Origin of the sequence: Pseudoalteromonas sp. US3C1004, assembly GCF_048401065.1 — a bacterium.
GTDB classification, from domain to species: Bacteria; Pseudomonadota; Gammaproteobacteria; order Enterobacterales; family Alteromonadaceae; genus Pseudoalteromonas; species Pseudoalteromonas undina.
In genome coordinates this window covers 36,861-61,507 of record NZ_CP183074.1, presented here as the reverse complement: position 1 = coordinate 61,507, position 24,647 = coordinate 36,861, and the positions used below count along the sequence as shown (strand labels likewise).

At 39.1% G+C, this 24,647-nt stretch carries 25 protein-coding genes; 17 read left to right on the top strand and 8 right to left on the bottom strand.

Going from position 1 to position 24,647, the window contains the following annotated elements:
• Positions 1 to 64 precede the first annotated feature (64 nt).
• Positions 65 to 1,426, top strand: coding sequence for a leucyl aminopeptidase family protein (locus ACNSN3_RS15755; RefSeq protein WP_054201279.1), 1,362 nt, complete (start codon positions 65 to 67; stop codon positions 1,424 to 1,426).
• 51 nt (positions 1,427 to 1,477) lie between these two features.
• Here the strand turns inward: ACNSN3_RS15755 and ACNSN3_RS15750 are convergent, their stop codons facing one another.
• A complete protein-coding gene (locus tag ACNSN3_RS15750; protein ID WP_055011930.1) occupies positions 1,478 to 1,864 on the bottom strand; it encodes a VOC family protein in 387 nt (128 codons plus the stop codon).
• 83 nt (positions 1,865 to 1,947) lie between these two features.
• Entirely contained in the window at positions 1,948 to 3,027 is a 1,080-nt protein-coding gene (locus tag ACNSN3_RS15745; RefSeq protein ID WP_010389122.1) for a ketoacyl-ACP synthase III, read from the bottom strand.
• 365 nt (positions 3,028 to 3,392) lie between these two features.
• On the opposite strand from ACNSN3_RS15745, the gene ACNSN3_RS15740 reads away from it, so the two are divergent.
• From ACNSN3_RS15740 to ACNSN3_RS15720, 5 genes are all read left to right on the top strand, one after another.
• The gene (locus ACNSN3_RS15740) at positions 3,393 to 4,631 is read left to right on the top strand and encodes a sensor histidine kinase (protein ID WP_055011931.1); all 1,239 of its coding nucleotides are present in this window, start codon (positions 3,393 to 3,395) and stop codon (positions 4,629 to 4,631) included.
• Complete coding sequence (locus ACNSN3_RS15735) at positions 4,628 to 5,155, top strand: response regulator transcription factor (RefSeq protein WP_138570194.1); 528 nt, start codon at positions 4,628 to 4,630, stop codon at positions 5,153 to 5,155. The genes ACNSN3_RS15740 and ACNSN3_RS15735 overlap by 4 nt, the downstream gene beginning before the upstream one ends.
• A complete protein-coding gene (locus ACNSN3_RS15730; RefSeq protein WP_418609509.1) occupies positions 5,155 to 5,553 on the top strand; it encodes a thiol-disulfide oxidoreductase DCC family protein in 399 nt (132 codons plus the stop codon). Before ACNSN3_RS15735 ends, ACNSN3_RS15730 begins: the two co-directional genes overlap by 1 nt.
• A gap of 87 nt (positions 5,554 to 5,640) precedes the next feature.
• Positions 5,641 to 5,919, top strand: coding sequence for a peptidylprolyl isomerase PpiC (gene ppiC / locus ACNSN3_RS15725; RefSeq protein ID WP_008464312.1), 279 nt, complete (start codon positions 5,641 to 5,643; stop codon positions 5,917 to 5,919).
• Positions 5,920 to 5,992: 73 nt separating this feature from the next.
• Positions 5,993 to 6,796 carry a hypothetical protein gene (locus tag ACNSN3_RS15720; RefSeq protein ID WP_418609505.1) on the top strand — a complete coding sequence of 268 codons (804 nt, stop codon included), beginning with the start codon at positions 5,993 to 5,995 and terminating at the stop codon, positions 6,794 to 6,796.
• Positions 6,797 to 6,806: 10 nt separating this feature from the next.
• Here the strand turns inward: ACNSN3_RS15720 and ACNSN3_RS15715 are convergent, their stop codons facing one another.
• Entirely contained in the window at positions 6,807 to 7,463 is a 657-nt protein-coding gene (locus ACNSN3_RS15715) for a DsbA family oxidoreductase (RefSeq protein ID WP_109875212.1), read from the bottom strand.
• Between the two features lie 261 nt (positions 7,464 to 7,724).
• On the opposite strand from ACNSN3_RS15715, the gene ACNSN3_RS15710 reads away from it, so the two are divergent.
• From ACNSN3_RS15710 to ACNSN3_RS15690, 5 genes are all read left to right on the top strand, one after another.
• On the top strand, positions 7,725 to 8,210 hold the full coding sequence (locus ACNSN3_RS15710; RefSeq protein ID WP_418609503.1) for a hypothetical protein: 486 nt from the start codon (positions 7,725 to 7,727) through the stop codon (positions 8,208 to 8,210).
• 209 nt (positions 8,211 to 8,419) lie between these two features.
• The gene (locus ACNSN3_RS15705) at positions 8,420 to 8,992 is read left to right on the top strand and encodes a hypothetical protein (RefSeq protein ID WP_418609501.1); all 573 of its coding nucleotides are present in this window, start codon (positions 8,420 to 8,422) and stop codon (positions 8,990 to 8,992) included.
• A gap of 76 nt (positions 8,993 to 9,068) precedes the next feature.
• Positions 9,069 to 9,317, top strand: a complete 249-nt coding sequence (locus tag ACNSN3_RS15700; RefSeq protein WP_075170313.1) for a hypothetical protein — start codon at positions 9,069 to 9,071, stop codon at positions 9,315 to 9,317.
• Positions 9,305 to 10,225, top strand: coding sequence for a hypothetical protein (locus tag ACNSN3_RS15695; protein ID WP_418609499.1), 921 nt, complete (start codon positions 9,305 to 9,307; stop codon positions 10,223 to 10,225). Before ACNSN3_RS15700 ends, ACNSN3_RS15695 begins: the two co-directional genes overlap by 13 nt.
• A 666-nt stretch (positions 10,226 to 10,891) precedes the next feature.
• Positions 10,892 to 11,584, top strand: coding sequence for a tetratricopeptide repeat protein (locus ACNSN3_RS15690; protein ID WP_418609497.1), 693 nt, complete (start codon positions 10,892 to 10,894; stop codon positions 11,582 to 11,584).
• Positions 11,585 to 11,870: 286 nt separating this feature from the next.
• Here the strand turns inward: ACNSN3_RS15690 and ACNSN3_RS15685 are convergent, their stop codons facing one another.
• The 4 genes from ACNSN3_RS15685 to ACNSN3_RS15670 all read right to left on the bottom strand — a co-directional run bounded on the left by ACNSN3_RS15685 (position 11,871) and on the right by ACNSN3_RS15670 (position 14,970).
• A complete protein-coding gene (locus ACNSN3_RS15685) occupies positions 11,871 to 13,091 on the bottom strand; it encodes a M24 family metallopeptidase (RefSeq protein WP_418609495.1) in 1,221 nt (406 codons plus the stop codon).
• 138 nt (positions 13,092 to 13,229) lie between these two features.
• Positions 13,230 to 13,838 carry a flavin reductase family protein gene (locus tag ACNSN3_RS15680; RefSeq protein ID WP_193050235.1) on the bottom strand — a complete coding sequence of 203 codons (609 nt, stop codon included), beginning with the start codon at positions 13,836 to 13,838 and terminating at the stop codon, positions 13,230 to 13,232.
• 11 nt (positions 13,839 to 13,849) lie between these two features.
• Positions 13,850 to 14,575: an SDR family NAD(P)-dependent oxidoreductase gene (locus tag ACNSN3_RS15675; RefSeq protein WP_131692137.1), complete on the bottom strand. Its 726-nt coding sequence runs from the start codon at positions 14,573 to 14,575 to the stop codon at positions 13,850 to 13,852.
• The gene (locus tag ACNSN3_RS15670) at positions 14,572 to 14,970 is read right to left on the bottom strand and encodes a thiol-disulfide oxidoreductase DCC family protein (RefSeq protein WP_055011938.1); all 399 of its coding nucleotides are present in this window, start codon (positions 14,968 to 14,970) and stop codon (positions 14,572 to 14,574) included. The genes ACNSN3_RS15675 and ACNSN3_RS15670 overlap by 4 nt, the downstream gene beginning before the upstream one ends.
• A 120-nt stretch (positions 14,971 to 15,090) precedes the next feature.
• On the opposite strand from ACNSN3_RS15670, the gene ppc reads away from it, so the two are divergent.
• Both ppc and cdd read left to right on the top strand, forming a co-directional pair.
• The gene (gene ppc, locus ACNSN3_RS15665) at positions 15,091 to 17,736 is read left to right on the top strand and encodes a phosphoenolpyruvate carboxylase (protein ID WP_010389091.1); all 2,646 of its coding nucleotides are present in this window, start codon (positions 15,091 to 15,093) and stop codon (positions 17,734 to 17,736) included.
• Positions 17,737 to 17,858: 122 nt separating this feature from the next.
• Positions 17,859 to 18,788, top strand: coding sequence for a cytidine deaminase (gene cdd, locus ACNSN3_RS15660; RefSeq protein ID WP_418609491.1), 930 nt, complete (start codon positions 17,859 to 17,861; stop codon positions 18,786 to 18,788).
• On the opposite strand, the gene udp is transcribed toward cdd, so the two are convergent.
• A complete protein-coding gene (gene udp / locus ACNSN3_RS15655) occupies positions 18,777 to 19,532 on the bottom strand; it encodes a uridine phosphorylase (protein ID WP_008112319.1) in 756 nt (251 codons plus the stop codon). The genes cdd and udp overlap by 12 nt on opposite strands.
• Before the next feature lie 422 nt (positions 19,533 to 19,954).
• Here udp and ACNSN3_RS15650 point away from each other — a divergent pair, with 422 nt between their 5' ends.
• The 4 genes from ACNSN3_RS15650 to ACNSN3_RS15635 all read left to right on the top strand — a co-directional run bounded on the left by ACNSN3_RS15650 (position 19,955) and on the right by ACNSN3_RS15635 (position 24,646).
• Entirely contained in the window at positions 19,955 to 21,064 is a 1,110-nt protein-coding gene (locus ACNSN3_RS15650) for an arginase family protein (protein WP_055011940.1), read from the top strand.
• A 97-nt stretch (positions 21,065 to 21,161) separates the two neighbouring features.
• On the top strand, positions 21,162 to 21,863 hold the full coding sequence (locus tag ACNSN3_RS15645; RefSeq protein ID WP_010389085.1) for a substrate-binding periplasmic protein: 702 nt from the start codon (positions 21,162 to 21,164) through the stop codon (positions 21,861 to 21,863).
• A 111-nt stretch (positions 21,864 to 21,974) separates the two neighbouring features.
• Positions 21,975 to 23,264 (top strand): hemolysin family protein, encoded by a 1,290-nt coding sequence (locus ACNSN3_RS15640; protein ID WP_138621892.1) that lies wholly within the window; start codon positions 21,975 to 21,977, stop codon positions 23,262 to 23,264.
• 218 nt (positions 23,265 to 23,482) lie between these two features.
• Positions 23,483 to 24,646: an efflux RND transporter periplasmic adaptor subunit gene (locus ACNSN3_RS15635; RefSeq protein ID WP_109875222.1), complete on the top strand. Its 1,164-nt coding sequence runs from the start codon at positions 23,483 to 23,485 to the stop codon at positions 24,644 to 24,646.
• Position 24,647 lies beyond the last annotated feature (1 nt).

Here is a 24,647-nt window from a genome sequence, read left to right as displayed (position 1 = left end):
GCTATACCTTTTAATAGTGCTTATTGTTATGCTAGGACATCATTTTCTATTATGTGAGTCATTAATGAGCGCTTTACTTCGTCATACCTCTTCAGGAATTCCTCTATCTTTTATTGTTAAAAATGAATTAACAGACTGGCTTACTCAGCAACCAAGCTTTGTGCAGCAGTGGCTTGCAAATACCGATTTTGAAAAGTCAGGACTTGCGTTAATACCAAACGCAGAAACCGGTGAATTAAGCCAAGTATTTTGTATTATGCAACGAGTCGATGATTTTTGGGCTGCTGGCGAGCTTGCAAGTAAATTACCTAAAGGCTGCTATCAAATTCAGGGTGATGAGTCTTTAGTTTCTCAACTTGCTTTAGGCTTTGTGTTAGGTGGTTATGAGTTCAGTGAGTATAAACAAAAAGCCACAGCAAAAGCTCAGCTTGGCATTGCCGATAAAACATTATATGAACAAGTAAAACAACAAGCAGATGCAATTAATCTAGCTCGCGACTTAGTTAATACCCCAGCTGCCGATATGATGCCGCAGCACTTATCACAGGTAATGAGCGATTTAGCTGATACATTCGACGGCGAGTTTACCCAATGGGTAGGCGATGAGTTATTAGAACAAAATTATCCAACTATTCATATGGTAGGCCGTGCAAGTGAAAACAAACCGCGTTTACTCGATTTGAAGTGGGGGGCGGTTGATGCGCCACAAATTACATTAGTCGGTAAAGGTGTATGTTTTGACTCAGGTGGGCTAGATTTAAAACCAAGTTCAGGCATGCGTAACATGAAAAAAGACATGGGTGGGGCTGCGCATGTTATTGCCTTGGCTCAATTAATTATGGCTGCTAACTTACCAATACGTCTTCGTGTTTTAGTACCTGCGGTTGAAAATGCTGTTTCGCGTAATGCATTTCGCCCTGGCGATGTAATAAAAACCCGTAAAGGTATTATGGTCGAAATAGATAATACTGATGCAGAAGGGCGACTAGTTCTGTGTGATGCTTTGAGCGAAGCACAAAACGATGAGCCTGAATTAATTATTGATTTTGCTACCTTAACTGGTGCGTGCCGTGTTGCTTTAGGGACAGAGCTGCCAGGCTTCTTCTCAACGGAACGTGATGTCGCTAATGCGATTATGGATTCGGGGATGCAAGTTAACGACCCTGTTTGGCAATTACCGTTATTCGAGCAATACACCCCATTTTTGAAAAGCGATGTGGCTGATATGACTAACTGTTCAAGTACGCCATTTGGTGGCGCAATAACCGCTGCGCTTTATTTGAAAGAATTTGTAGAGCCAAACACACCATGGGTTCATTTTGATGTAATGGCATGGAACTTACGAGCATTACCAGGGCGCCCTGCAGGTGGTGAAGCTCTGGGCATTCGTGCAGTATTTACTTACCTACAAAATCGATTTAACTAACCTAACTAGGGTTAACTAAATCAAACATACCTTGCCTTGAGTTATTTGATGTTAAAGCGCATATAACTCAAGGGGTAAACCATCTGGATCGGCAAAAAAGGTGAATTTTTTGCCGGTAATTTCATCCACTCTTATTTCTTCTACGTCGATTCCATGCGACTCTAAATACGTTTTACTGTTTTCTACACTACTAACCTTAAATGCTAAATGTCTAAGTCCTTGTGCTTCGGGATAGCTTGGTCTACTCGGCGCATCGTTAAACGAAAATAATTCTAACTGACTGCCATCAGGTAAAGCTAAATCGAGTTTGTAAGACTGACGCTCTGCTCGATAATGCTCATTAATAATCGTGAGTTTTAATATTTCACTATAAAAATGTTTAGAGCGTGGGTAGTTGCTACAAATGATGGCTACATGATGAATGCCTAGTAGTTGCATATATTTTCCTTAAAAAACAAAAAAGCGCACTGAAAGCAGTGCGCTGTTTATCAATACATATTTGCTTGGTGTAATGTTAGCATTTAGCTAGGCTCTGCGTCTTTACACGCTTTTACAGCTGGTGCAACAAGCTCTAAACCTGTTTTATCACACGGTGGAAGTTTAGCATCGCTAACAGCAATGGGGGTTACTCGCTCGCCCCATTTGATGTAGCTTGCCGCCCACGTTAGGCCTGCTCCAAATGCAGCCGACATAATATTGGCATGCGGCTTAATTAAACCTTGCTCAACGGCCTCACACAGCGCAATGGCAATCGTTGCAGCAGAGGTATTACCGTATTCGCCAATGTTAACCATTACTTTACTGTCTTCAACCTTTAAACGGTTTTGAATTGCTTGAATAATGCGTAAGTTAGCTTGATGTGGAACTAGTACATCGATATCGTCTAACTTAAGGTTGGCTTGTTCAAGCACGTCGTCACAGGCTTCACTCATGCCTTTAACTGCACGTTTAAATATTTCACGGCCTTCAAATAAAAGGTCTGATGGGCCAATTGGCTCATATTTATTTAAATCACTGCCAAAATTAGTAATGTGTAAAATATCACGATCTTCGCTGTCACAGCCGGTTTTAGTTCCTAATAAGCCTGCAGGTGTTTCTGCTGCTTCAAGCACAACGGCACCGGCACCATCACCAAATAATACTGCGCTATCGCGTCGTGCCCAGTTTACATACCAAGTCATGCGTTCAGCGGCAATAACTACGGCTTTTTTGATCATACCGGCTTGAATTTGCGCTGTCGCCGCTTGTAAAGCATATAAAAAACCAGAACATGCTGCATTGGTGTCCATGGCTGCAGCGCCAGTGGCGCCAATATTTTTTTGTACTAATGAGGCTGTGTTTGCAACTACTGTTGAGGGGGTGCACGTTGCTAAAATAACTAAATCGATATCTTTTGCATCTACGCCAGCGCAAGCAATAGCATGTTTTGCAGCCACACTAGCAAGCTCGGCAGTACTTACATGGCTAACTCTACGCGCTTTGATACCGGTACGCGTGGTGATCCACTCATCGGTGGTATCTACAATTTCACTTATTTCGTCGTTGCTGATGCTGGCTGGTGGAATGCATTTGCCCCAACCAGTGATATGTGCGTAAGGCATAGTGTGTTCTCTTAAAAGTGGTATGACGTGTTCGTCTTATGAATACGTTATAACAAAAATTAGCTATTAACTCTAGTTTATAGCAGCTATAGAGCTGTAATTACTGCTATTTTACCAATTGTTTGTTGTATTTTTAGTGAAAGGTTAATTGTAAGTTTTTACTTTGTAAATTAAATGAGTGTTTAGCTTAGGTGCTTTTTATAAGCTAGTCCATCACCTTCAACACTTGCTTAAAGTACTTGTGACGTATGCTTGAGTGCAGCTATGCGAGCGGATACTATAAGGCGGTTTAGTGTATAATAATTACAATAAAAAAAGCATGTTAATCATGAATAATAAAATCAAGTGTATCCAGGAACCCTATTGTGTTAATTAAAACCGACCCAGCTATTAGCCGATTATTAATGCTGCGCAGTGGTGCCATCGTTGTTCAGCTTATTGCGGTACTCAGTGTGTATTTTTTACTAGAACATCAAATTGCACTTATGCCGTTGTTAGGGGTTATTGCTGTTGAGGCGGTTTTTCAGTTAGCCAGTGTATTTGCCTACCGGCATGTAAGCCAAGCAAAGCCAATTGGCATGTTAATGCAACTGACCGCCGATGTGCTTTTTTTAACTATTTTGTTGTCTTTAAGCGGCGGTGCAACTAACGCATTTGTGTCGTTATTGTTGCTGCCCATTATGATAGCTGCAATCACACTAAGCGCTCGAGGGCTTGCCTATATTGCTGTATTGGCCATTGCCGCCTATAGCTTATTATTAATTAAAATGCCCGAACACAGTATGCACCAAATGAATATGAATGGTCATTTTATTGGTATGTGGGTTAATTTTGTTATAAGTGCTTGCGTAATTGCGTTAGTTATAGGGGCTATGAACCGCGCTTTGCAACAGCGTGAACGCACTATTGCCAAAGTTAGAGAAAAACAGTTACGCAATGAACAACTGGTAACACTTGATGGCGCAGCGGCGCAAATTACTCATCAATTAGCAACACCAATTGCTAATTTACAATTATTATTTGAAGAGCTTTTAGAAGAGCATCCTAACAATGAAGTTATTCAGCAAATGCAAACGCCGCTATTGCAATGCCGCACTCAGCTTAACGACTTTAGAAAGCTCTCAATGCAGTTACGAGATAAAAACACTCAAGCACCCATTAAAGCAGAGCAGCTGCAAAATCAAATTCATGATACGTTACTATTACAATACCCCAATCAACAAATAAACTGGCTTAACGAGTCACCTGAAGCCACATTACAAAGTGACGCTATGCTGTTACCTGCAATTTTAAATTTATTACAAAATGCAGTACTTGCTAATCAAAAACACGCCCAAGTGCAACTTGAACTAAGTTGGCAGCAACCTGACGCACAAAACATTGCGTTAATTATTCGTGATTTTGGTGCTGGTTTTTCATCCTCAGAGTTAGCAGAGTTAGGTGGGCAGTTAATGCCTAGTGAGCAAGGCATGGGGATCGCAGTTATGTTATCAAATGTGACATTTGAGCGGTTAAATGGCTCGTTAACTGTATATAATCACCCCGAAGGCGGAGCGGTTGCAAAGATAACGATGCCACTATTAACAGCAGAGACAAAAGCATGAAGCTACTTATTATTGAGGATGATATTAATTTAGCGACAACGTTGGCACGGCGGCTAACTAAGCACGGTTTTAACTGCGAGATCGCACATAATCACACTGATGCACTTCTAAAGGCTCGCCAGCAACAGCCTGATTGTATTTTATTAGATATGAAACTGGCTGATGAGAATGGACTGTCGCTTATTGCACCGCTGCGGCATTTACTCACCCATGCACATATTGTATTGCTGACTGGCTTTGCAAGTATAGCAACGGCGGTAGAGGCGATGCGCTTAGGTGCTAATGACTATTTAACTAAGCCTGTTGATATGGCAAGTTTATTAAAAGCACTTAAAGTTGAGGTGGCAAGTACGACAGTAACTGAAATTTCTGAGGGGGTTATGTCGCCCGAGCGTTTAGAGTGGGAGCATATTCAACATGTTTTACATAGTAATAACGGTAATGTATCAATGACCGCAAGGCAGCTAAATATGCATAGGCGCACCTTGCAGCGTAAATTACAAAAAAAACCAGTGCAGCAGTAATGCAAAATCAAAAAATTATTTTATTTGATGCGCAATGTAAGCTTTGTAGTGCATGGTGCAATTTTGTTATAGCTCACGATCCGAGCATAAAATTTAAATTGTGCAGTGTGCAATCGCCGGCAGGGCAATCGCTACTTGCTCAATTTGGCTTTTCCACCACCGATTTTACTTCGATGGTTTATATAGAAGCACAAAAACCATATACCCGCAGCCAAGCCGTTTTTCGAGTGTTCAGTCAGTTAGGCTATCCGTGGAAGTTGATTAGCGTATTTAAGTTATTACCACGAAAGCTGACTGATTGGCTTTATAACAAAGTGGCTAAAAACCGTTATACATTATTTGGTAAATACCAACACTGTCGAATCCCTCAACAAAAAGATGAAGATCACTACTTATAACCACATTTTTAGCAAGTGCTGGATCACTTAGGCTGTGCTAAAATCGCGGCGTTTAATTACTAGTAAATAGGTTTTAAGGGCTTTTTCATGGCAAATACAGCGCACGCACTGCATATTTTAGTAAAACATAAAGAGATTGCAGAAGACATCATTAAGCAATTAGGCAAAGGCGCAAAGTTTCAAACCTTAGCTAAAAAATATTCGTCTTGTCCGTCGGGCAAAAAGGGCGGTGATTTAGGTGAGTTTAGACGCGGCCAAATGGTACCGCAGTTTGATAAAGTTGCTTTTAGTGGTGCAATTTTAGAGCCACATTTAGTAAAAACAAAATTTGGTTGGCATGTGATTAAGGTGCTTTATCGCACTTAAAAAGCGGAATTTTAAGTTCCCGCTATACTTACTATTTCTCATTTTATAACTGCTAAAGCACCTTGGAATGACTATGAAGCTATTTAATTTATGCTGCAGTGTTATCCTCATTACCCTGTCTTTTTTTGCATGTGGCAGCGAGCAAACTGTGACGCTAAAAATAGGAAAACCAAGCACACCTAATATGCCAAGAAACCACTATGTTTTGAGCTTATTAGAAAAAAGCTTTGCGCAGATGAATGTAAAACTTAATATTAGTTATAGTGTTGAGCCGATGAATACCAAGCGAGTATTAGAAGAGCTAAAGCACGATGGGGCTATTAATTTTGCTTGGTTAAGTATGTCAAAAGAGCAAGCAAATAGCCTCGTACACACAACCTTTCCAATATACAATGGCTTGCACTCAAAACGTTTACTGATGATAAAACAAAGCCGGCTGGGCGAATTTTCAGATATAAAAACCCTTGAACAACTAAAGCCGTTTATAGCCTTACAAAAGCAAAGTTGGTCTGATTATTATGTATTAAAGAACAATGGCTTAACAGTTAATGGTGATTTGAGTTATGAAAGCATGTTAAAAGCGTTAGATGAAGGACTTGGCGATTACTTTCCTCGTTCAGTAACTGCGATTAGAGCTGAAATACAAAAAAGCCCACAATACAACTTTGTAGTTGAGCCACATATTATGCTGCAGTACGATAATTTTTATTACTTTTATGCAAACGAAAAAAATAAAGCAATTATCGACTTATTACAGCAGGGTTTAACAAAGCTAGCACAAAAAGGTGAGCTTGATGCCCTCTACACGCATTTTTACCATGATGTTGAGGACGGGCTTGGTTTAAGTCAGCGAACTGTATTTAAACTAAAGCATTAGGGCCTGTTAACTAATCTTGCTTAGCTTCTTCTTCGCTTATTTGCTTAAGTGCTTGAATAAACGACTCACTCGGCTGCCCACCGGTAAGCGCATACTTATCATTTATAATGAAAGTAGGCACTGAAGTAATACCCATTTGCTTAAAGTTATTTTGCTCTTCGCGAACCGCTTGTACGTATTTATCTGAGTGTAAAATATCACGGGCTGTGTCTTTGTTAAGGCCCACACTTTCTACCACATCCAGTAATGCATCTTCTTGATTTAAATATTTTAAATCGGTGAAGTGTGCTTCAAAAAACGCCAATTTCAACTCAGTTTGCTTGTCTTCTTCACGAGCCCACATTAGCAAGCGGTGAAGATCAAAGCTGTTGATCATGATGCGTTTACCGTCAAAATTAAAGGTAAACCCAGCTCGCTCACCCGCATCTGCCATGTTTTGACGATTTCGCGCGCTTTCTTCTTCGGTTAAGCTGTATTTTTGCTGCAAATGCTCGTCTAAGTCTTGCCCTTCAAGTGGCATATCTGGATTAAGCTCAAAAGGGTGCCATGTAATATCCGCACTCATTTCCTCTTTTAGCTCGGTCAATGCGGTTTCTAAGTTCTTGTAACCGATAATACACCACGGGCACATTACATCTGAGACGATATCTATTTTAAAGTTTTTCATAGGAGTCCTTTAAGGATTGCTTTGTAATAGCATGATTGTTAATCAACTAGTGTAAAAAACAAATTGCTAACTAATTTATTTAAAGTTAGCCATAGTATTTAGTTATCAGTTAGTTTGCTTAGCAGTGATTAAATATAGTTTGTCTATAAAGCCTTTCAACTAAACGCATACACTATAAAACACTTATTGCAGCTAATGAACTAGATTGTTTTATATTCAAGTTTAAGCTTGAATGGTCACTTTGCAGTCATAAGGAAATAGATGTCAAAATATAGATTTTTAGCTCTATTTTGTTTACTAGTTAATTCACAGGTATGCTTTTCAAATACGATTGAAAAACCACCTAAAGCTATTGAAGCCGAAGTATATACTATTTGCGAGGTGGTATATTGCAATCCGAGTGTTGTTTTAAGAAATAATACGGCATTTGAAAGTAAAGTAATTTCAAATTATTTTGATGAAACTCATTTTACTGAGCATGCTTTTAAGTTTTATAGAGTAAAAGACATGTATTCAACGAGTAATCCGTTTGACAACCCATTATCGTTTAAAAATGCAGAGTTTTCGTCACTTGAGGGAGATGTAATATTTAAACCTCTTGAAGTCAAAACTTGCACTACGCGAATAAAAAGAGATAGATTGAATTATGAAAAAGGGATTGAGTACGTTGTTTTTTCGGTAGTTATGGATGCGCAATATGTGATAGATAAAAAAAGTCAAGATTCATTTCATTGCTTAGTAAGTTAGGAATAGTTGATGATTTACTTACCTTGCCTGATGATTAAACCAAGGAATAAATAGGGTCAGAACCTGAGGGAACCCCACATTTTTATCCAAGCTACAAGCACTCACGGTAATCATTATTTAATTGGTTGAGGAGATAGTAGAGTCAGCTCTCTCTTTTTGATTTTCATTGTAGAAGGCAAGATGCAAGACCTGACCCTGCTGGCGAGCGGGTGTTTTTCAAAGCTTTAGGAAAATATTTGAAGGTTATAGTTGCCGTTGCCACAACCTATTTTACCGCCGGTCTTGCCAGCGGATGGGCAACGAGCTGGGTTATTAGTGCAGGAATGACTACTTCCGTTACTATGGCTGGTGCAATTGCATCTGGTATATTAAAAGGCGCTTTGTCAGGTGCTTTTTCTGGGGCTGCTTTTGGCGCAATAGGCGGCAGCTTTAAAGAGTATGGTATTGAGAATACAGGTACTCAAATGGCAGTTCATGCAGCCGCTGGTGGGACCATATCTGATGTTCAAGGTAGTAATTTCGGTCATGGGTTTGTTACTGCTGGTATAATGAAAGGAAAAGTAAATACTAATAATTCACCGAGCCGTGTCATTCTTCAAGCTCTTGCTAGAAGGACTGTCTCAAAAATAACAGGTGGTAAATTTGTTAACGGAGCCGTAACAAGTGCTATTAAATTTGTAGCGAATGAATTAAAAATTATTAGTGAGACCCTAAAAAACAAATCATGGAAGACTCAGGTAGCCAAATCGCTGATAAGGATTCTGATGGTATATAAACAATAGATATCCTGGTTCAGGTGGGCAAGCAGATATAAGTTTTTGGGGGGAAGATTCTGCGAAAAAAGTAAATTGCTCAGCAATGCAAATTTGTTTAGATGAAGCAGCTAAGAAAGTGTGGACACCAATTGGTATATCTAGCCCAAAACCTAGATTTACTCTGAAAAATGAAATGACGGTAATAGATTTTCCAACTATGAAGTTACAAGGAACAGGTTGGTATCTATCAAATGGATTTGCGCCATCCATAGTAAGTGCTTCATTTACGTATTACCGAGCGGCGGCAGCATGCTCAATTAGTGAAAAGGTGGTTGTTGGATGCGGAGGATAAAGTTTGTACTTATTATTAATTTGTTAGTTTATTGTAATGCTACTTTTGGGGCTGCTCAAGATATCATTTATATTGATTTATTAACCCAAGCTAAAGAAGATAAGGTGAAAGTTACGGAGCTTTATATAGATAATTTACCGTTGATTGCCCATTATTTTCTTTATACTAATGAGCTTAATAACAAGGTCTTGGATCTTTATGATGAACTTAAAGGAAATTACAATACGCCTACACTATATGCACAAGGTTTATGTCAGCTTCAAGCTTACAAAAAAATTACAATATTACTTAGTAAAGGTTATATATTAGAGTTCGATAGAGTTGACTCCCTAGATTGCTTCGAGTGGGCTGTTGCTTATATAGATACTCATTTATTTCAGCTTTTATTACCTTACAGTAATCGGCAAATGAAAAGTTATTTAACAAAGTTATTGGAAAATGAAATTACAGCAATAACTGAATTTAAAACATTTGTTGAAAGATCTACTCCAAGAAGTTTTTTTGAAAAGAATAAAAAAAATGTTCTCTACAAATCATTAGGAACGGATATAAAAAATAGTATCCTCAATTCATATTATGTAGAGGGGTTTGACTTTTTTTTGAGAAAAATGAAAGGCCTAGACAGAATAGATATAAGTTTCATTCTAGACTTAAACATAAAGTTTTGTGAGTCAATGACCGCTGAGCAATATGTAAAATTTGTAGAGTCTGCATCTCAAGGGAGACTCATAATTTACGAAACAATATTAAATAATTGTTCTAATAATTTAATAAATAAAAGTGAATATGGAAGAGCTAGAGAAATATACGAGGTTGTAGGGATCTCGAAAGACAAAATCGATAGCTTGAAGATAAAACTTGAATTGAAGAGAGATAAAATCAATACATGGTTGAAGTCAAAAAGTTAATGGGCTCACCATAAGAACAAATAAATAGGTGTAAAGAAAGCCAAAGGGAACAAGGAAAAATAGGGTCAGGTTTTTCTTTTTGCTTTTTATCATAATAGTTATTTTAATAAGAATATTAAATTAAGTGTTATTAAGAGTGTTTGTATTTATTAGTGTTTTATTTTCTGCTGATGCAATTGCAATTTTTGGCAAAGGCCATGTTAGTGGGAATATCACAAATATTACCAGTATTAGTTCAGGGTTGCTTGTGCGTATTAATGCTAACGAAGAAAAAATAATAGGGGTCAGATCACTTACTTCATAATACTTTGTCATAATTGTTCAGATATTAGCATATCAGTAGTATTGTGAAGCAACGAACCTGCCCCCTGTGAATAGAAGCGGGATTGAAATCTCTTACTACTAAAGGTTATATGAATAGCTCTAGAGTGATAGGAGGAGAGGTCAATATTATAGCAGCTGGCTTACAATCTTATGTCAAATATGAATATCCCATCATTAATAACAGTAATACACCTTGGAACTCGATGCTTGAAATTCTAAGGTTAGATGCTACTAGAGGAGACGTAGCTGAATGAAGGAAAAAATTCTAATATTATTTTTTTATTGGTTAGCAATGTTATTTCAGGTAAAGGTTTCGAAAAAGAGCACCTTGTAACAATTGAAATGGTTGAAAATGATATTTTACATAATAGGCGACTAAACGTTTCTCAAATATTATATGCATTGGAGCGCAACAAAGTTACTAATCCACTTAAGGTAAATTATTTATACGGGGTTATTTATTACTTTGGCGATTATGGTTTAGATAAAGATAACGATAAAGCATACCATCACTTAAAGATACCAGCGGACAATGGAGATATATCTGCAGCCTATTTATTAGGAACACTTTTAGTAGATGATAGTCCACTAAATGATATTGAAAATGGCATTGAATATCTTAAATTCGCATCTGATAGGGGGAGTGTTGATGCAATACTAAACTTGTATGAAATGTATAGAATCGGTAAGTATAAGGATGAAGAGCATATACTCAAACTTTTAAGTTATGCTGCTAAAAATGGTAGTGAGGAAAGCGCGATTCAGTATGCTGATACATTATTCAATATAAGTTTAATTGAACAAAGTGATAAAAAAGCACAGTCAGTTGCTTTATTTTTAATAGACTACAATTTTAAATTACTCAAAGGGGAGAAGTTCTATTTACTATCTGGAATATATGGATTGTCAAACTCTCCTATTTATAATGAAATAAAAAGAGATCATTATTTGAACTTAGCTGCCAGAGAAGGGCACAGTTTTGCGATAAGGTTATTGGATGAAATTGATTTTATAAAAGCTAACAAAAAACACTAATAGCAGGTGCTTTTCATTATTATCTCTAGGTATATTTCTCTAGAATGTCTTCAGTCAATGAAGCTGGTGTGTAACAATTAAAGTGCTCCTAAATAAGTATGAGGTTGTCTTACAAGGCTAAAGTTTATTTTTTTATACTGGCTCTAGTTATGTTGAAATTAATTATATAATAGATAGCAATAGGAATTAAATTACTTGCTTAGTTTATAAAAAATAAGCTGGGCTAGCTCAAGGTAAACATAAGAAGAGCAGCAAAGGTGCTGCTCTCTTATTGAATGTTTTCAGGTTAGCTGTTTAAGCCAAACGGGTCGTCAATGCTATGACTCGGTTGAGTAAACCAGCGCGGACCGTCATCTGTCATGTAAAAATGATCTTCTAATCTAACCCCAAACTCATCTGGAATAACCAGCATGGGTTCGTTACTAAAACACATGCCTGTGGCAAGCGGGGTTTTGTCACCGCCAACTAGGTATGGCCATTCGTGAATGTCTAAGCCAATACCATGGCCCGTACGATGTGGACAACCTGGTGTTTGATACTCAGGTCCTAAATCTTGTGCTGCTAAGTAGCTGCGAGCTGCTTCGTCAACCGATTCACAGGTTTCGCCGAGAGCTGCTTGATTGAAAGCTGCTAACTGGGCCGCTTTTTCAAAATCCCAAAATAGGCGTTGGCGGCTGGTTGCTTCACCAAATACATAAGTACGGGTAATATCAGAAAGGTAATCGTGCACTTTACATCCGGTATCGATAAGCACCATGTCGCCTTTTTTCAAAATTTGTGGATCTTTTACGCCATGTGGGAATGAGGTGGCAAGGCCAAACAATACAATACAGAAGTAATTACCTGGGGCACCTACTTTTTGATGGGCTTTTTTTATAAATTCTTCGACTTCTACGGTGCTAATACCTTCATAAAGCATGCTCGCTGTAGCCTGATGAACCGCTAAAGTCATATCCATGGCACATTGCATTAATGCTAATTCATTGGCTGATTTATGCATTCTACAATGTGCGGTTACAGGTTGTGCGTTAACTAGTTTTAACCCTGAACTGGCTTTATTGATGCCATCAAAAATAAAAAACTGTGCGCTTTCATCAATACCAACGGTAGCGGTGTCGCTAATATTGAGCTGCTTAAGCACTTTAACACATAGCTCAAATGGGTTTTCATGCTCTTGCCAGCCGTGTATTTGGCCATCAATAACCTTAAAGCCATTTAAAGAGCCAATTTCAAAATGTGGAGCAATGTATTGCACATCACCTACGGCAGGTAAAATAGCGCCAACAAGTCGTTCACTGGCATACCATTTCATTCCGGTGAAATACGTTAAGTTGGTACCTGCGTTTAAATAAATGGCATCAATGTTGTGCGCTTGCATATAGGCTTGCGCTTTGGCCATACGCGCTAAATACTCATCGGCCTGAATTGGCGTTACTGAGTGAGTCATATTACTTAAACTAGCAAGTGCTTGCTCGGGTGTGTGAGTACCAATACCAACTGTGGTCATATATTTCTCCTACAAAATTTTGCATAGTGTGTAGGTTTAACAGTTTAAATTCAAACTAATTGCGATTAGTGAACAAGAGGCTCAAAAAGTGGGGGTGGGTTATCAAGTCACTTATCGAAAGGACTTGATAACCTCGGGCTATTTTTTCGCGTATGGTAAGCGAGTGAGCTTATTTGTCGTGTGGTAACTATCTAATCCGGTTACTGCAACTGTGTCGATAGCTTGTAAGTCTAAAAAGCCATCGCTTTGGAGTGCTGATTCATCTACATACACATCCATTATTTCACCAATAACCAGCTCAGTGCCATTAACAGCTAAATGCTGGTTCTCTACAAATTTTACCGCGTATTTGAGTCGACTTTGTGCAACAAACGGAGCGTTAAACTCATTTAAGTATTCTGTTTTTAACCCCGTAGCATCAAACTCAGACTCATCTTTAGCGTAACGTGCCGAGGTTTGGTGAGCTTGCTGGTAAATGTCACTATTTACTTGATTAATAGTGTAAACGCCTGTTTCTATAATATTTTCAAATGTATGCCTTGGTACGCTGTGCGGGCGCATGATCATGCCAACAAGTGGTGGGTGTGCGCCTAAATGAATAACCGAACTAACGATGGCTAAATTGGTATTACCTTGCTCATCCTGTGTGCCAATTAAGTTAGCACTTTTAAACCCTGACAATGAATTTATAAAATGCGTACGTGTGTGCTTTTCAAGCGCGGCTATGCGGTCTTTGGAAAAATGCATGTGTTAATTCCTTACCATTTTATGGTATTTCCTTGCCAATCTAGGTAGGCAGGTTCGTTGTTAAGTTCTAATTGTGGATTTTCGTAAGTAAATTTAAATAATTGCTGGGCAACAAACTCAGGGGTAAACAGTTTATCTGCAGGAACATTTTTTTGAAATGGCTTAGAAAGCTGTGTATCTGTAGTGCCTGGGTGAAATAAAATCAGTTTAGTATTTTTAGCGCGACGAGCAAGCTCAATGGCGGCTGTTTTAAATAGCATATTAAGTGCTGATTTTGATGCGCGATAGGTATACCAACCACCTAATTTATTGTCGTTAATGCTACCAACACGAGCGCTTAAAGCGGTAATTGTGCAGTGAGTTTTGTGGTTAAGCAGCGGCACTATACTTTGTAAACACAGCAGGGGTACAAGCGAATTAGAGTGCATAAGCTGCATAAAATAATCACTGTTGATTTCTTCAAGCTTTTTTTCTGGCATGTGATGGTCGTTGTGTAATTGACCATTAAATATAATCACTTGAGCTATATCAACTTGCTGAGATTTTAACGACTCGGTTAGCTCGTTTAGGCTTTGCGCTGAATAGTCGCTCTGAAAATAGTTTACGTTTATGTCGCTGTGATTAATGTTCGATGAGCTGACACAAATAATATTAAATTGTGTTGCTTGTTGGTTTAAGTGATTAACGTAAGATTGGGCAATGGCGCTACTAGCGCCAAATAAAATCACTGTTTTCATTTTTCACCTTTGGTTTTGATATTACATTGACCTGAGTTGCACTGTGCATTAGGCATTAAAAAACGGCTAATGTGATGACGGTATTTTGCAAAAAAAGTATAAGCATGATCGGCAAAAAAACGAATGACGGGCAAACGAATAATCTTGAGCCAAGGGTATTTTCCAACAGTACGCCAGGCTTGATAAGTCACGTCTAAGCCGTAAATTATCTGCCCATTATCAGTTTGGGCGTGCAGTATATTCATGGCGTATTGCTTATCGATTGCGGGAAAACGCTCACTAAAGTCATCAGAATTTAAATCTTCTAGTGTAATTTTATGATCAACATCGGCACGTTTTAAATGCTGCATCTCTGCATTGCAAAGGGGGCAATTACCATCGTAAAAAATGATCATGTCATCGCTTTGTGTTTATTTTACATATGCTTTTTTACGACATGCTGTTGCAAATGGATCTATTAAATAAGTAAACATAATGATATTAATAGGCCTCAAAGAAACAAAGGAGAGCTAAAAATGAGTGAACAATATGCCGCCTTGCGAGGTAATGTAAATTTACTTGGGCAATTATTAGGACAAACTATTAAAGATGCTCAAGGACAAGATATTTTAGATAAAGTAGAAGAAATTCGGGCTTTATCAAAATCATCTCGCAGTGGCAATGAAGCTGATCGTAAAGCGCTTATAGATGTACTGCATGCGCTTAGTGATGAAGAGCTTTTACCGGTTGCCCGTTCATTTAATCATTTTTTAAACTTAGCTAATGTTGCTGAGCAGTTTCATACCGTATCACGTTTTAATGATGTTGGTTTTTGCCAACTAAACCCTCTCACTCAAACATTAAAAACGTTAGCAGCAAAGGCCGAACAAGGTCAGCTTAATCATAATCATTTAGCTGAAACCCTCTCAAAACTCCACATAAACTTAGTACTAACAGCACACCCAACCGAGGTGACTCGCCGTACTATTATTAATAAACATGTTGAACTTAGCGATTGTTTAGCATCGCTTGAGCGTACCGACAATCTAGCGCAAGAACGCGAAGCAATCTTAAATCGTATTGCGCAGTTAATTAGTCAAGCATGGCATACTGACGATATTCGTCGTTCACGTCCAAGCCCTGTCGATGAGGCTAAATGGGGCTACGCAGTCATTGAAAACAGTTTGTGGGAAGCGGTGCCCCGTTTTCTACGAGAGTTTAGCCAGCATGTAAAACAGCATTTAAGTTTGGAGTTGCCAGCAGATTACAGCCCGATAGAATTTACTTCTTGGATGGGGGGAGATCGTGATGGTAACCCGTTTGTAACCGCCGAAGTAACCAAGCAAGTGCTCGACCATGGCCGTTGGATGGCACTGGATTTATACCAGCGTGATTTAGAAACGCTCTGTGCTGAACTTTCTATGTCGGATGCCAGCGATGAGCTCATTAAATTGGCTGGGCAAGAGTTTGAACCGTACCGTGCTGTTTTGAAAGATGTTAAAAACCAAGTTGCAGAAACGGTGATGCATTTAAGCGCTAAAATTAAAAATAAGCGCACTGAATCTCAAGATTTAATCACCGATATTAATCAGATTAAGCACCCCATTGAAGTGTGTTATCGTTCTTTATTAAAGTGCAACATGCAAGTAGTGGCCAATGGCTTACTACTGGATATGATCCACCGAGTAAATAGCTTTGGACTGCGTTTGGCAAAACTAGACGTGCGTCAAGATTCGTCGAGACACAGTGATGTATTTTCTGAGCTAACTCGTTACTTAGGTATTGGCGACTACAACCAATGGCAAGAGCAAGATAAGCAGGCTTTTTTACTTGCTGAGCTTAACTCTCGTCGTCCGCTTATTCCTAAGCATTGGCAACCTAGCCCTGAAGTGCAAGAGGTGCTCGACACCTTTGATGTTATTGCGCAGCAAGATGCAAAAACCTTTGGTTTATATATTATTTCTATGGCCCGAACTGCTTCTGATATTTTAGCGGTGCAGTTATTACTTAAAGAGTCAGGCTGCGGTTTTGAACTACCCGTGGCGCCCTTATTTGAGACCTTAGATGACTTAAACGATGGTCATAATGTTATTACTACATTGCTTAATAATGAGTGGTACCGAGGTCATATTAAAAATACTCAAAATGTGATGATTGGTTATTCAGACTCAGCCAAAGATGCGGGTATGATGGCTGCTGGCTGGGCACAATATGAGGCAATGGACAAGTTAGTGCAACTGGCGGATGAACGCGGTATTGAGCTGGTTTTATTTCATGGTCGAGGAGGCACGGTTGGTCGAGGCGGTGCACCTGCTGCACAAGCTTTGCATTCGCAGCCACCGGGTTCACTCAAAGGGGGCCTTAGGGTGACAGAGCAAGGCGAAATGATCCGCTTTAAATTTGGCTTACCCAATGTGGCATTGCAAAGCTTAAACATATACGCGGGTGCGGTGCTGCAAAGTAACTTATTACCACCGCCAGAGCCCAAAGATGAATGGCGCGAAGTCATGGCATTAATTAGTGATGTATCGTGTGAGCACTACCGCAATGTGGTACGCCACGATGAAAACTTTGTACCTTACTTCAGAATGGCAACACCAGAATTGGAGCTATCTAAATTGCCATTAGGTTCAAGGCCAGCTAAACGTAATCCTAATGGTGGGGTAGAGAGCTTACGCGCTATTCCGTGGATATTTGCGTGGAGTCAAAATCGTTTAATGTTACCTGCATGGTTAGGCGCATTAAGCGGACTTAAAGCAGCGCTTGAAAAATATGGGATTGAAACCCTAAGCGAAATGAGTTTGCAATGGCCTTTCTTTCGAGCTCGTTTAGAAATGCTAGAAATGGTATTTAGTAAAGCGGATAGCTGGTTAAGTGAGCACTACGATAATGCGCTGGTGGAAGATATGTATAAACCTTTAGGTGTTGCCTTACGTGAGGAATTAGCAGAGGCGATAACCTTAGTGCAATCATTGAGCCCACAAAAAAGTCTATTAGCCGATCAACCTTGGATCAAAGAATCTATTGGGCTTAGAAATCCATACACTGATCCCCTTAACGTGTTACAAGTTGAGCTATTACGTCGCTCTCGTGGCGATGATAAAGGTAATGAAAGCGATATAGATAATGCCTTAATGATCACCATGACGGGGATTGCAGCGGGTATGCGAAATACAGGTTAATCCAAAATTAGATTAGTTTTAAAGGGAACACGCGACGTGTTCCCTTTTTTTACGCTAAATAGGCTGGTATTTCGTTTGCCAACCTTTTACACTACTTGGCCATTGAACAAATAAAAACTATTATGGCTTCAGCAACTTTTAAAGTGCAACATAATACAGCACTTAGCAATTCACACATCTCATTAAACGTAGCGCAAACCCAAGCATTACGTAGTCAATTAAAAACTCAACGCGGTATTTTACATTCAAGCGATATTAAAGCGCTTTGTACTGAACTTAATGTCAGCGAAGATACTTTATTGCAAGGCTTGGTGCCTATGGCTTCTGAATTTTCAGTTGCACCTATTTCCAAGTTTCATGTCGGCGCAATTGTTAAAGGGCTTAATTCACAAGGAAATACCACTTTTTACTTTGGTGCCAATGCTGAGTTTGATCATCAAGCACTTAGTTTAGTGGTGCATGGTGAGCAATCAGCAATTAATAATGCGTGGTTAAATGGCGCTAAGAGAGTGCTGAAAATAGCCATTAGTGATGCACCATGTGGGTATTGCCGTCAGTTTATGAATGAATTGGCTGATGCAAAAGAGCTTGATATTTTACTGCCAGCACAAAACTTTAAATTAGCAGAGCTATTACCGCATTCATTTGGACCAACCGATTTAGGCAATGAGCACAGCTTATTTAACCCAGCAGAGCAAACTAAGTGCTTTAAAGAGACAGACCTTGATGAAAAGCTGATGAGTTATGCTTTAGCGGCTTATGTTCCATACAGTCAAAATTACAGTGCGGTAAAAATAAGCACATTCGAAAATGGTGACTTTTATGGCAGCTATGCTGAAAATGCAGCATACAGCCCGAGCTTATCGCCATTGCAAAGCGCGGTGAGTCAATTGTTTGTAGCAGGATTAAGTTTTGATAAGCAAACAGTAAAATCAATTACTTTATTAGAAACTGCTGGTCATGAAAACCAATCAGGGGTAGCAAAAGCAGTGTTAGCAAGCTTTGATAGCTTACCAACACTTGAGGTTATTAGCGCAACATTAGCCAAGTAACACTTTAGCGGCTTCAAGCACCACGGCAACAGACTTTTTCTCAATCTCGCCGTGGTCCACGTTTGGAATTTCTTGACGTGTTCTATTTACTAATACACCTGCAACACAAGCGGCTTGTAAGCCAAGTGCGGCACACATGGTAAATAAAGTAGCCGATTCCATTTCATAGTTCATTACACCCAATTTCTGCCATTCTTCACAGCTACCTTGTAATGACTTAGGTACGTAGCCAGAATGCGTATCATAACGCTCTTGACCTGGGTAGAAGGTGTCGCTCGAAGCGGTTATACCAATATGGAAATCGATATTAAGGTTTTCACAGGCTTTTACCATAGCTTGAGTAGCAAAAAAATCAGATACGGCAGGATAGCACAGCGGTGCAAAGTGCTGACTCGCGCCATCTAATCGTACTGAAGCTTGGCTAATTAAAATATCGCCTTCGTTAATATGCGGTTGAATTGCACCTGTTGTACCAATGCGAAGAAAGCTACGTACGCCTAGTTGTGCCAGTTCTTCAACGGCAATTGACGTTGAAGGGCCGCCAATACCGGTTGAGCATACCACTACAGAGTGACCGTTTAATTGGCCTAAATAAATGTGAAACTCACGCGTTTGAGCAAGGCAGGTTGGATTATCTAAGAACTGTGAAATACGTGCTGCACGATCTGGATCGCCTGGAACAATTGCCAGTTTTGCACCTTTTAAATCATCAATACACAGTCCTAAGTGAAATACCTTTTCCATAACTAAGCCTTTTTAATAAGAATTGTTGTCAATTTACCATGATTACGAGAAACATAAGTGAAGTACAGGACGGATGTCCGTATTGACTTAATTTGATTTATTCACCAACTCTGAATATTCAATCAATGGCAAAAATTACTAGAAAAATGAGCCAGTTGACTTGTTTGTTCAGACACTATATTCATACCTCATAGCAAACCAATAGCTAGGCTAAAGAGTCGGTAGCTATAATTTAAATTGTTTATATTCAATTGGTTAGTAAGTGGGTTTGGTTTTTATTTACCACTAACCTAAGAGAGCAAAACAAAGCGCCTTGTGATTTTTAGCATGCTATGCAAATTATCTAAAATTAATTCAGCGTGCGATGTTTTGCATAACTACTCAATAATAGACAAGATATTCAGATTGAAAAAGGGTTTACAATGAGCACACAATTTCAAGCATTTAAAGATAAAGTTGAACACTGTTTATGTGCACCTGGCGACGGTGTTTTTACGGTCAATACGGCTAAAGAACGCAAAGCAGCGCTTAGAAATAAATTATATGGGCAAACTGAAAATGTCGATGTTTTATGGCGTGACTCACTTAACGAGCTACCTAATTCACCACATAAAGCAGTAATGCTAGGCATTAGCTCTGATTGCGGTGGTGGGATTTTACGTGGCGCTAACTGGGGGCCTTTATTTTTACGCTCAGCATTGATTGATCAACAAACACAGTGTCGTTCGTTTGATTTAGGTGATGTACGTGTAATACCGCATTTATTACACGATAAGTATTTAAATGAGGCCACTATCACTAATTGCCAAAAGGCCCTATACGGAAATGACAATAACGATCATTATGTAAGCCCATTGTCTATTACTGAAGATGTGTGTGATAGCTTTTATGCGACATTCCAAGACAAAGGTATTTTTGGTATTGGCGGCGACCACTCAATTAGCTACCCGTTAACAAAAGCGTATTTAAAAGCCAAACGCGAGCAAGGTAAACGTACGGCAATTATTCATTTCGATGCTCACACCGACTTACTCGTAGAGCGTTTGGGCATCGACTTATGTTTTGGCTCTTGGTGCACACATATTTTAGAATTCTTACCAGCGCCGCATCATTTAATTCAATTTGGTATTCGCTCAAGTGGCAAGCCTAAATCACATTGGGAAAGTACTTTTGGCGTAAAACAACATTGGGCTGCTGAAATTATAGAGCGTGGCGCAGCTGCGGTTGCGGCTGATGCTATTGCGCAATTAAAAGCAGACAAGGTCGATGAAGTGTATGTAAGCTTTGATATTGATGCCCTCGATGCCGAGTTTGCATCAGCAACAGGTACACCCGAAGAAAATGGCTTAACGCCACAACACGCACTTGATATTTTGTCAGCGATTGCTGATGAATTCCCTATAACGGGAGCTGATATGATGGAGATAGCTCCGTTTACTGACAGCTCTTTAGTGGGTCAATCAAGCTCTGAGACGACACTGAGAGAAGGCGCTAAAATCTCAGCGTTTTTAATTAACGCAATGAACCGCTAATTTCAAAAGCTAAAAATTGGCTATTTGCAAATAACCCGCTATATTTAATTGGCTTTTATTGAAAAGTGACGTCTTAAATTTAATAGAGCGGGTTATTGTGATTAAGTGGTGTTTTGTATTATTACTCATTGTAAGCCAACACTGCGCAGCTAAACTCACTGTTGTAACAGAGAATTTTGCACCTGCGCAGTATCTTGATGCGAACAACAATTTAGTCGGTGATGCTGCCGATATAGTACGATTAGTGCTTGATAATGCTGGGATTGATTATTCAATTTCAGTAAACGATTGGAGCATGACTTATAATATTGCATTAAGAGATCCTCAAACCTGTATCTTCTCTATTTCTCGCTCACCTGAGCGTGAGAGTAGCTTTGTTTGGTTTGCTAAATTAGCTCAATTTGATACTAACTTCTACTCACTTAAGAGCAAAGGCATTGTGCTAACAAGCCTTGATCAGGCGAAGCAATATAGAATTGCAGTATTAAAAGATAATTACAGCCACCACTATTTACTCTCCCAAGGCTTTAAAGAAAACGAAAATTTAATGCTTTTTAATAGCTTTGATAATATTTTTAAAATAATTAGAGCGCGAAGTTCCAGCATTGATTTGGTTGTAATACCTGCACAGAGAATAAATCATGAACAGTCCCACTTATTAAATGAACTACAGCTCGAGCCATTAATGCCCATCAACGTCAGCCAAGCTCCCTTATATTTTGCGTGTAACAAAAACCTACCTAATAAATTAAAGCAGCAACTTAGCACGGCCTTTGCTTTGTATGAATCGCAACTATAAATATTAAAATATTAAGAAAATAATATTATATAAATATCAATTGCCCTGTTTATAAAAGCGGCTATAATCCAGCTGCTTTTGCTAATAAAAGCGATTATTTTGGAGTTATAAATGGGTGATTTAATCGGGATTGCATTATTAATCTTGATGAGTGCGTTATTTGCGATGTCAGAAATTTCGATTGCCGCTTCACGCAAAATAAAGTTAAGAGTCATGGCCGACGAAGGAAATGTGCAAGCGCTGGCGGTTTTAAAGCTGCAAGAGCAGCCCGGTGCTTTTTTTGCCATGATCCAAATTACGCTCAATGCGATTGCCATATTAGGTGGGATTGTTGGTGAGCAGGCATTATCGCCTTACGTGCAAGAAATACTGCAATTATTTTATCAGGGGCCGTTACTTGGTCAAATTAGCTTTTTACTGTCGTTTTTAATTATTACCTCATTATTTATATTATTTGCTGATTTGCTCCCAAAGCGATTAGCAATGATTTTACCTGAAGCTGTTGCTGTGCGTGTAGTTACAATTATGCGATGGGTGACTTTCGCGCTAACACCATTGGTATTATTTTTTAACGGCTTAACCAACATCGTATTGCGGGTGTTTAAAGTACCCAGTGAGCGTGAGGATATTGTTACTACTGAAGATATTGTTGCCATGATGGATGCTGGTGCTGAGTATGGCAGCCTTCAACAGCAGGAATATGACTTAATTGGTAATGTATTTGATTTAGAAGCGCGCTTTTTATCAAGCGTGATGTCGCCACGAGAGCAAATAGTTTACTTTGATATTGATGAGTCGAGTGAAGATATAGCCAATAAAATTATAGAGCATCCACATAATCACTTTTTAGTGTGTAAAGGCAACCTTGATAAGTTAATTGGCTCGGTTGAGTCAAAAGATATTTTACGCCAAGTGCTTAAAGGTGAGGCGGCAAACATTAATGCGGATATGCTAGATAAAGATATTTTTTACTTACCAGAAACACTGAGCTTATCTGAATCGCTAAATGCGTTTAAAACTGCGGTTCACCCTTTTGCTGTAGTGGTCAATGAATATGCGCTAGTGGTTGGAATCGTCACAGTTAAAGATTTAATGAAAGGCTTTATGGGTGATTTAATCACGCATCAAAGTGAGGAGCTAATCATTGAGCGTGATGCTAACTCTTGGTTGGTCGATGGTTTAACACCTATTGTTGAATTAGCTAAGGTATTAGAAATTGATGAGTTTCCTGATCAAAACCATTATGAAACGGTCGCTGGGTATTTAATTTACACCATGAAGCATATTCCTAAACGTGCAGAATTTATTGTATTTTCAGGCTTTAAATTTGAAGTAGTGGATGTAGAAGGCATTCGTATTGAGCAGTTACTCGTCTCTAGAATAAATCCTGAGAGCGAGTAACAGTCGCTAAAATTATATAATTGATTAACGGCAGTCAATGTATTTGCATTGGCTGCCTTTTTTATGGAGGTCACTGATATAGTTTAACTATTGTTTGAGTTAATTTTGTGACAACTATAATCAATTGTAAAAATGTGTAAATGTTGTCCATTAGCTATTTTTAATTGTTGTACTATAGTTTAGAATGATCGTTCATTCTAAACTAAAAGGTATTTAACATGCAGCGTTCCCGCATCGCTTTTTTTGTATTTTCAGCCCTCGTTGGTTCTGTTGCTTTAAGTGGATGTGATCAGGTAGCTGAGCAACCTAAGGCTTCTGCTCCTGCAGCAACACCCGTTGGTGTTGTCACATTAAACAGCCAAGCAATTACACTTAAAAAAGAATTACCTGGTCGTGTAAGTGCGTTTCAAATTGCTGAAATTCGTCCTCAGGTAAGTGGAATTGTGCAATCACGCTTATTTGAAGAGGGGACTCAGGTTGAGAAAGGCCAAGCACTTTACCAAATTAATCCCGATATTTTTGAAGCCGAATTAGCAGCCAGCAAAGCGGCGGTTGCTCGCGCTGAAGCCAGTATAGCCAGTAGTAAATCTAAAGCGTCGCGTTATAAAGAATTATTAGCAATTAAAGCTGTAAGCCAGCAAGATTTTGACGAAGCCGATGCAGCTTCTAAGCAAGCCTCTGCAGAATTATTAACGGCACAAGCGCAATTAAAAAGCGCGCAAATCAACCTTGATTATAGCCATGTTTCTTCGCCAATTAGCGGCCAAATCAGTAAATCAAGCGTTACTGTAGGCGCATTAGTTAGCGCAGGTCAAACAAGTGCGCTGGCAACAGTTACACAGCTTGATCCTATTTATGTAGATTTAACGCAATCAAGTAATGAGTTAACTAAACTCAAAAGAGCGCTGGCATCAGGTGCTTTAGGTGTCGACTCTACAACACAAACCGATGTAGAACTAATAATGGAAGATGGCTCAGTATATCCTCATAAAGGTACATTACAGTTCTCTGAAGTGACGGTTGATCCAAGTACTGGGTCAGTGACTTTACGTGCTAAATTTCCAAACCCTGAAAAGCTATTACTACCAGGTATGTATGTGCGTGCTGAGGTGGTTGAAGGTGTTAAGTCAGATGCAATATTAGCTCCTCAACGTGGTGTGAGCCGTAATACCAAAGGTGAACCTACAGCTATGGTTGTTAGCAAAAACAACACCGTTGAAAGCCGTGTATTAAAAGTAGAGCGTACTTTAGGCGCTAATTGGTTGGTGAGCGAAGGCTTAGCCGATGGCGACCAATTGATTGTGGAAGGGCTACAAAAGATTCGCCCAGGAGCACCAGTTACGGCAACCGCTGCTCAGTCTTCTGCAAATAACAGCCAATAAC

Bases quoted from the DNA above. Each gene is read 5' to 3' on its own strand.
- ACNSN3_RS15715 (WP_109875212.1), bottom strand. From the start codon at position 7,463: ATGAAAAACTTTAAAATAGATATCGTCTCAGATGTAATGTGCCCGTGG.
- ACNSN3_RS15670 (WP_055011938.1), bottom strand. From the start codon at position 14,970: ATGATCATTTTTTACGATGGTAATTGCCCCCTTTGCAATGCAGAGATG.
- ACNSN3_RS15675 (WP_131692137.1), bottom strand. From the start codon at position 14,575: ATGAAAACAGTGATTTTATTTGGCGCTAGTAGCGCCATTGCCCAATCT.
- ACNSN3_RS15690 (WP_418609497.1), top strand. From the start codon at position 10,892: ATGGTTGAAAATGATATTTTACATAATAGGCGACTAAACGTTTCTCAA.
- ACNSN3_RS15720 (WP_418609505.1), top strand. From the start codon at position 5,993: ATGAAGCTATTTAATTTATGCTGCAGTGTTATCCTCATTACCCTGTCT.
- ppc (WP_010389091.1), top strand. From the start codon at position 15,091: ATGAGTGAACAATATGCCGCCTTGCGAGGTAATGTAAATTTACTTGGG.
- ACNSN3_RS15750 (WP_055011930.1), bottom strand. From the start codon at position 1,864: ATGCAACTACTAGGCATTCATCATGTAGCCATCATTTGTAGCAACTAC.
- udp (WP_008112319.1), bottom strand. From the start codon at position 19,532: ATGGAAAAGGTATTTCACTTAGGACTGTGTATTGATGATTTAAAAGGT.
- ACNSN3_RS15735 (WP_138570194.1), top strand. From the start codon at position 4,628: ATGAAGCTACTTATTATTGAGGATGATATTAATTTAGCGACAACGTTG.
- ACNSN3_RS15755 (WP_054201279.1), top strand. From the start codon at position 65: ATGAGCGCTTTACTTCGTCATACCTCTTCAGGAATTCCTCTATCTTTT.
- ppiC (WP_008464312.1), top strand. From the start codon at position 5,641: ATGGCAAATACAGCGCACGCACTGCATATTTTAGTAAAACATAAAGAG.
- ACNSN3_RS15635 (WP_109875222.1), top strand. From the start codon at position 23,483: ATGCAGCGTTCCCGCATCGCTTTTTTTGTATTTTCAGCCCTCGTTGGT.
- ACNSN3_RS15745 (WP_010389122.1), bottom strand. From the start codon at position 3,027: ATGCCTTACGCACATATCACTGGTTGGGGCAAATGCATTCCACCAGCC.
- cdd (WP_418609491.1), top strand. From the start codon at position 17,859: ATGGCTTCAGCAACTTTTAAAGTGCAACATAATACAGCACTTAGCAAT.
- ACNSN3_RS15640 (WP_138621892.1), top strand. From the start codon at position 21,975: ATGGGTGATTTAATCGGGATTGCATTATTAATCTTGATGAGTGCGTTA.
- ACNSN3_RS15730 (WP_418609509.1), top strand. From the start codon at position 5,155: ATGCAAAATCAAAAAATTATTTTATTTGATGCGCAATGTAAGCTTTGT.
- ACNSN3_RS15650 (WP_055011940.1), top strand. From the start codon at position 19,955: ATGAGCACACAATTTCAAGCATTTAAAGATAAAGTTGAACACTGTTTA.
- ACNSN3_RS15695 (WP_418609499.1), top strand. From the start codon at position 9,305: ATGCGGAGGATAAAGTTTGTACTTATTATTAATTTGTTAGTTTATTGT.
- ACNSN3_RS15680 (WP_193050235.1), bottom strand. From the start codon at position 13,838: ATGCATTTTTCCAAAGACCGCATAGCCGCGCTTGAAAAGCACACACGT.
- ACNSN3_RS15700 (WP_075170313.1), top strand. From the start codon at position 9,069: ATGCAAATTTGTTTAGATGAAGCAGCTAAGAAAGTGTGGACACCAATT.
- ACNSN3_RS15685 (WP_418609495.1), bottom strand. From the start codon at position 13,091: ATGACCACAGTTGGTATTGGTACTCACACACCCGAGCAAGCACTTGCT.
- ACNSN3_RS15710 (WP_418609503.1), top strand. From the start codon at position 7,725: ATGTCAAAATATAGATTTTTAGCTCTATTTTGTTTACTAGTTAATTCA.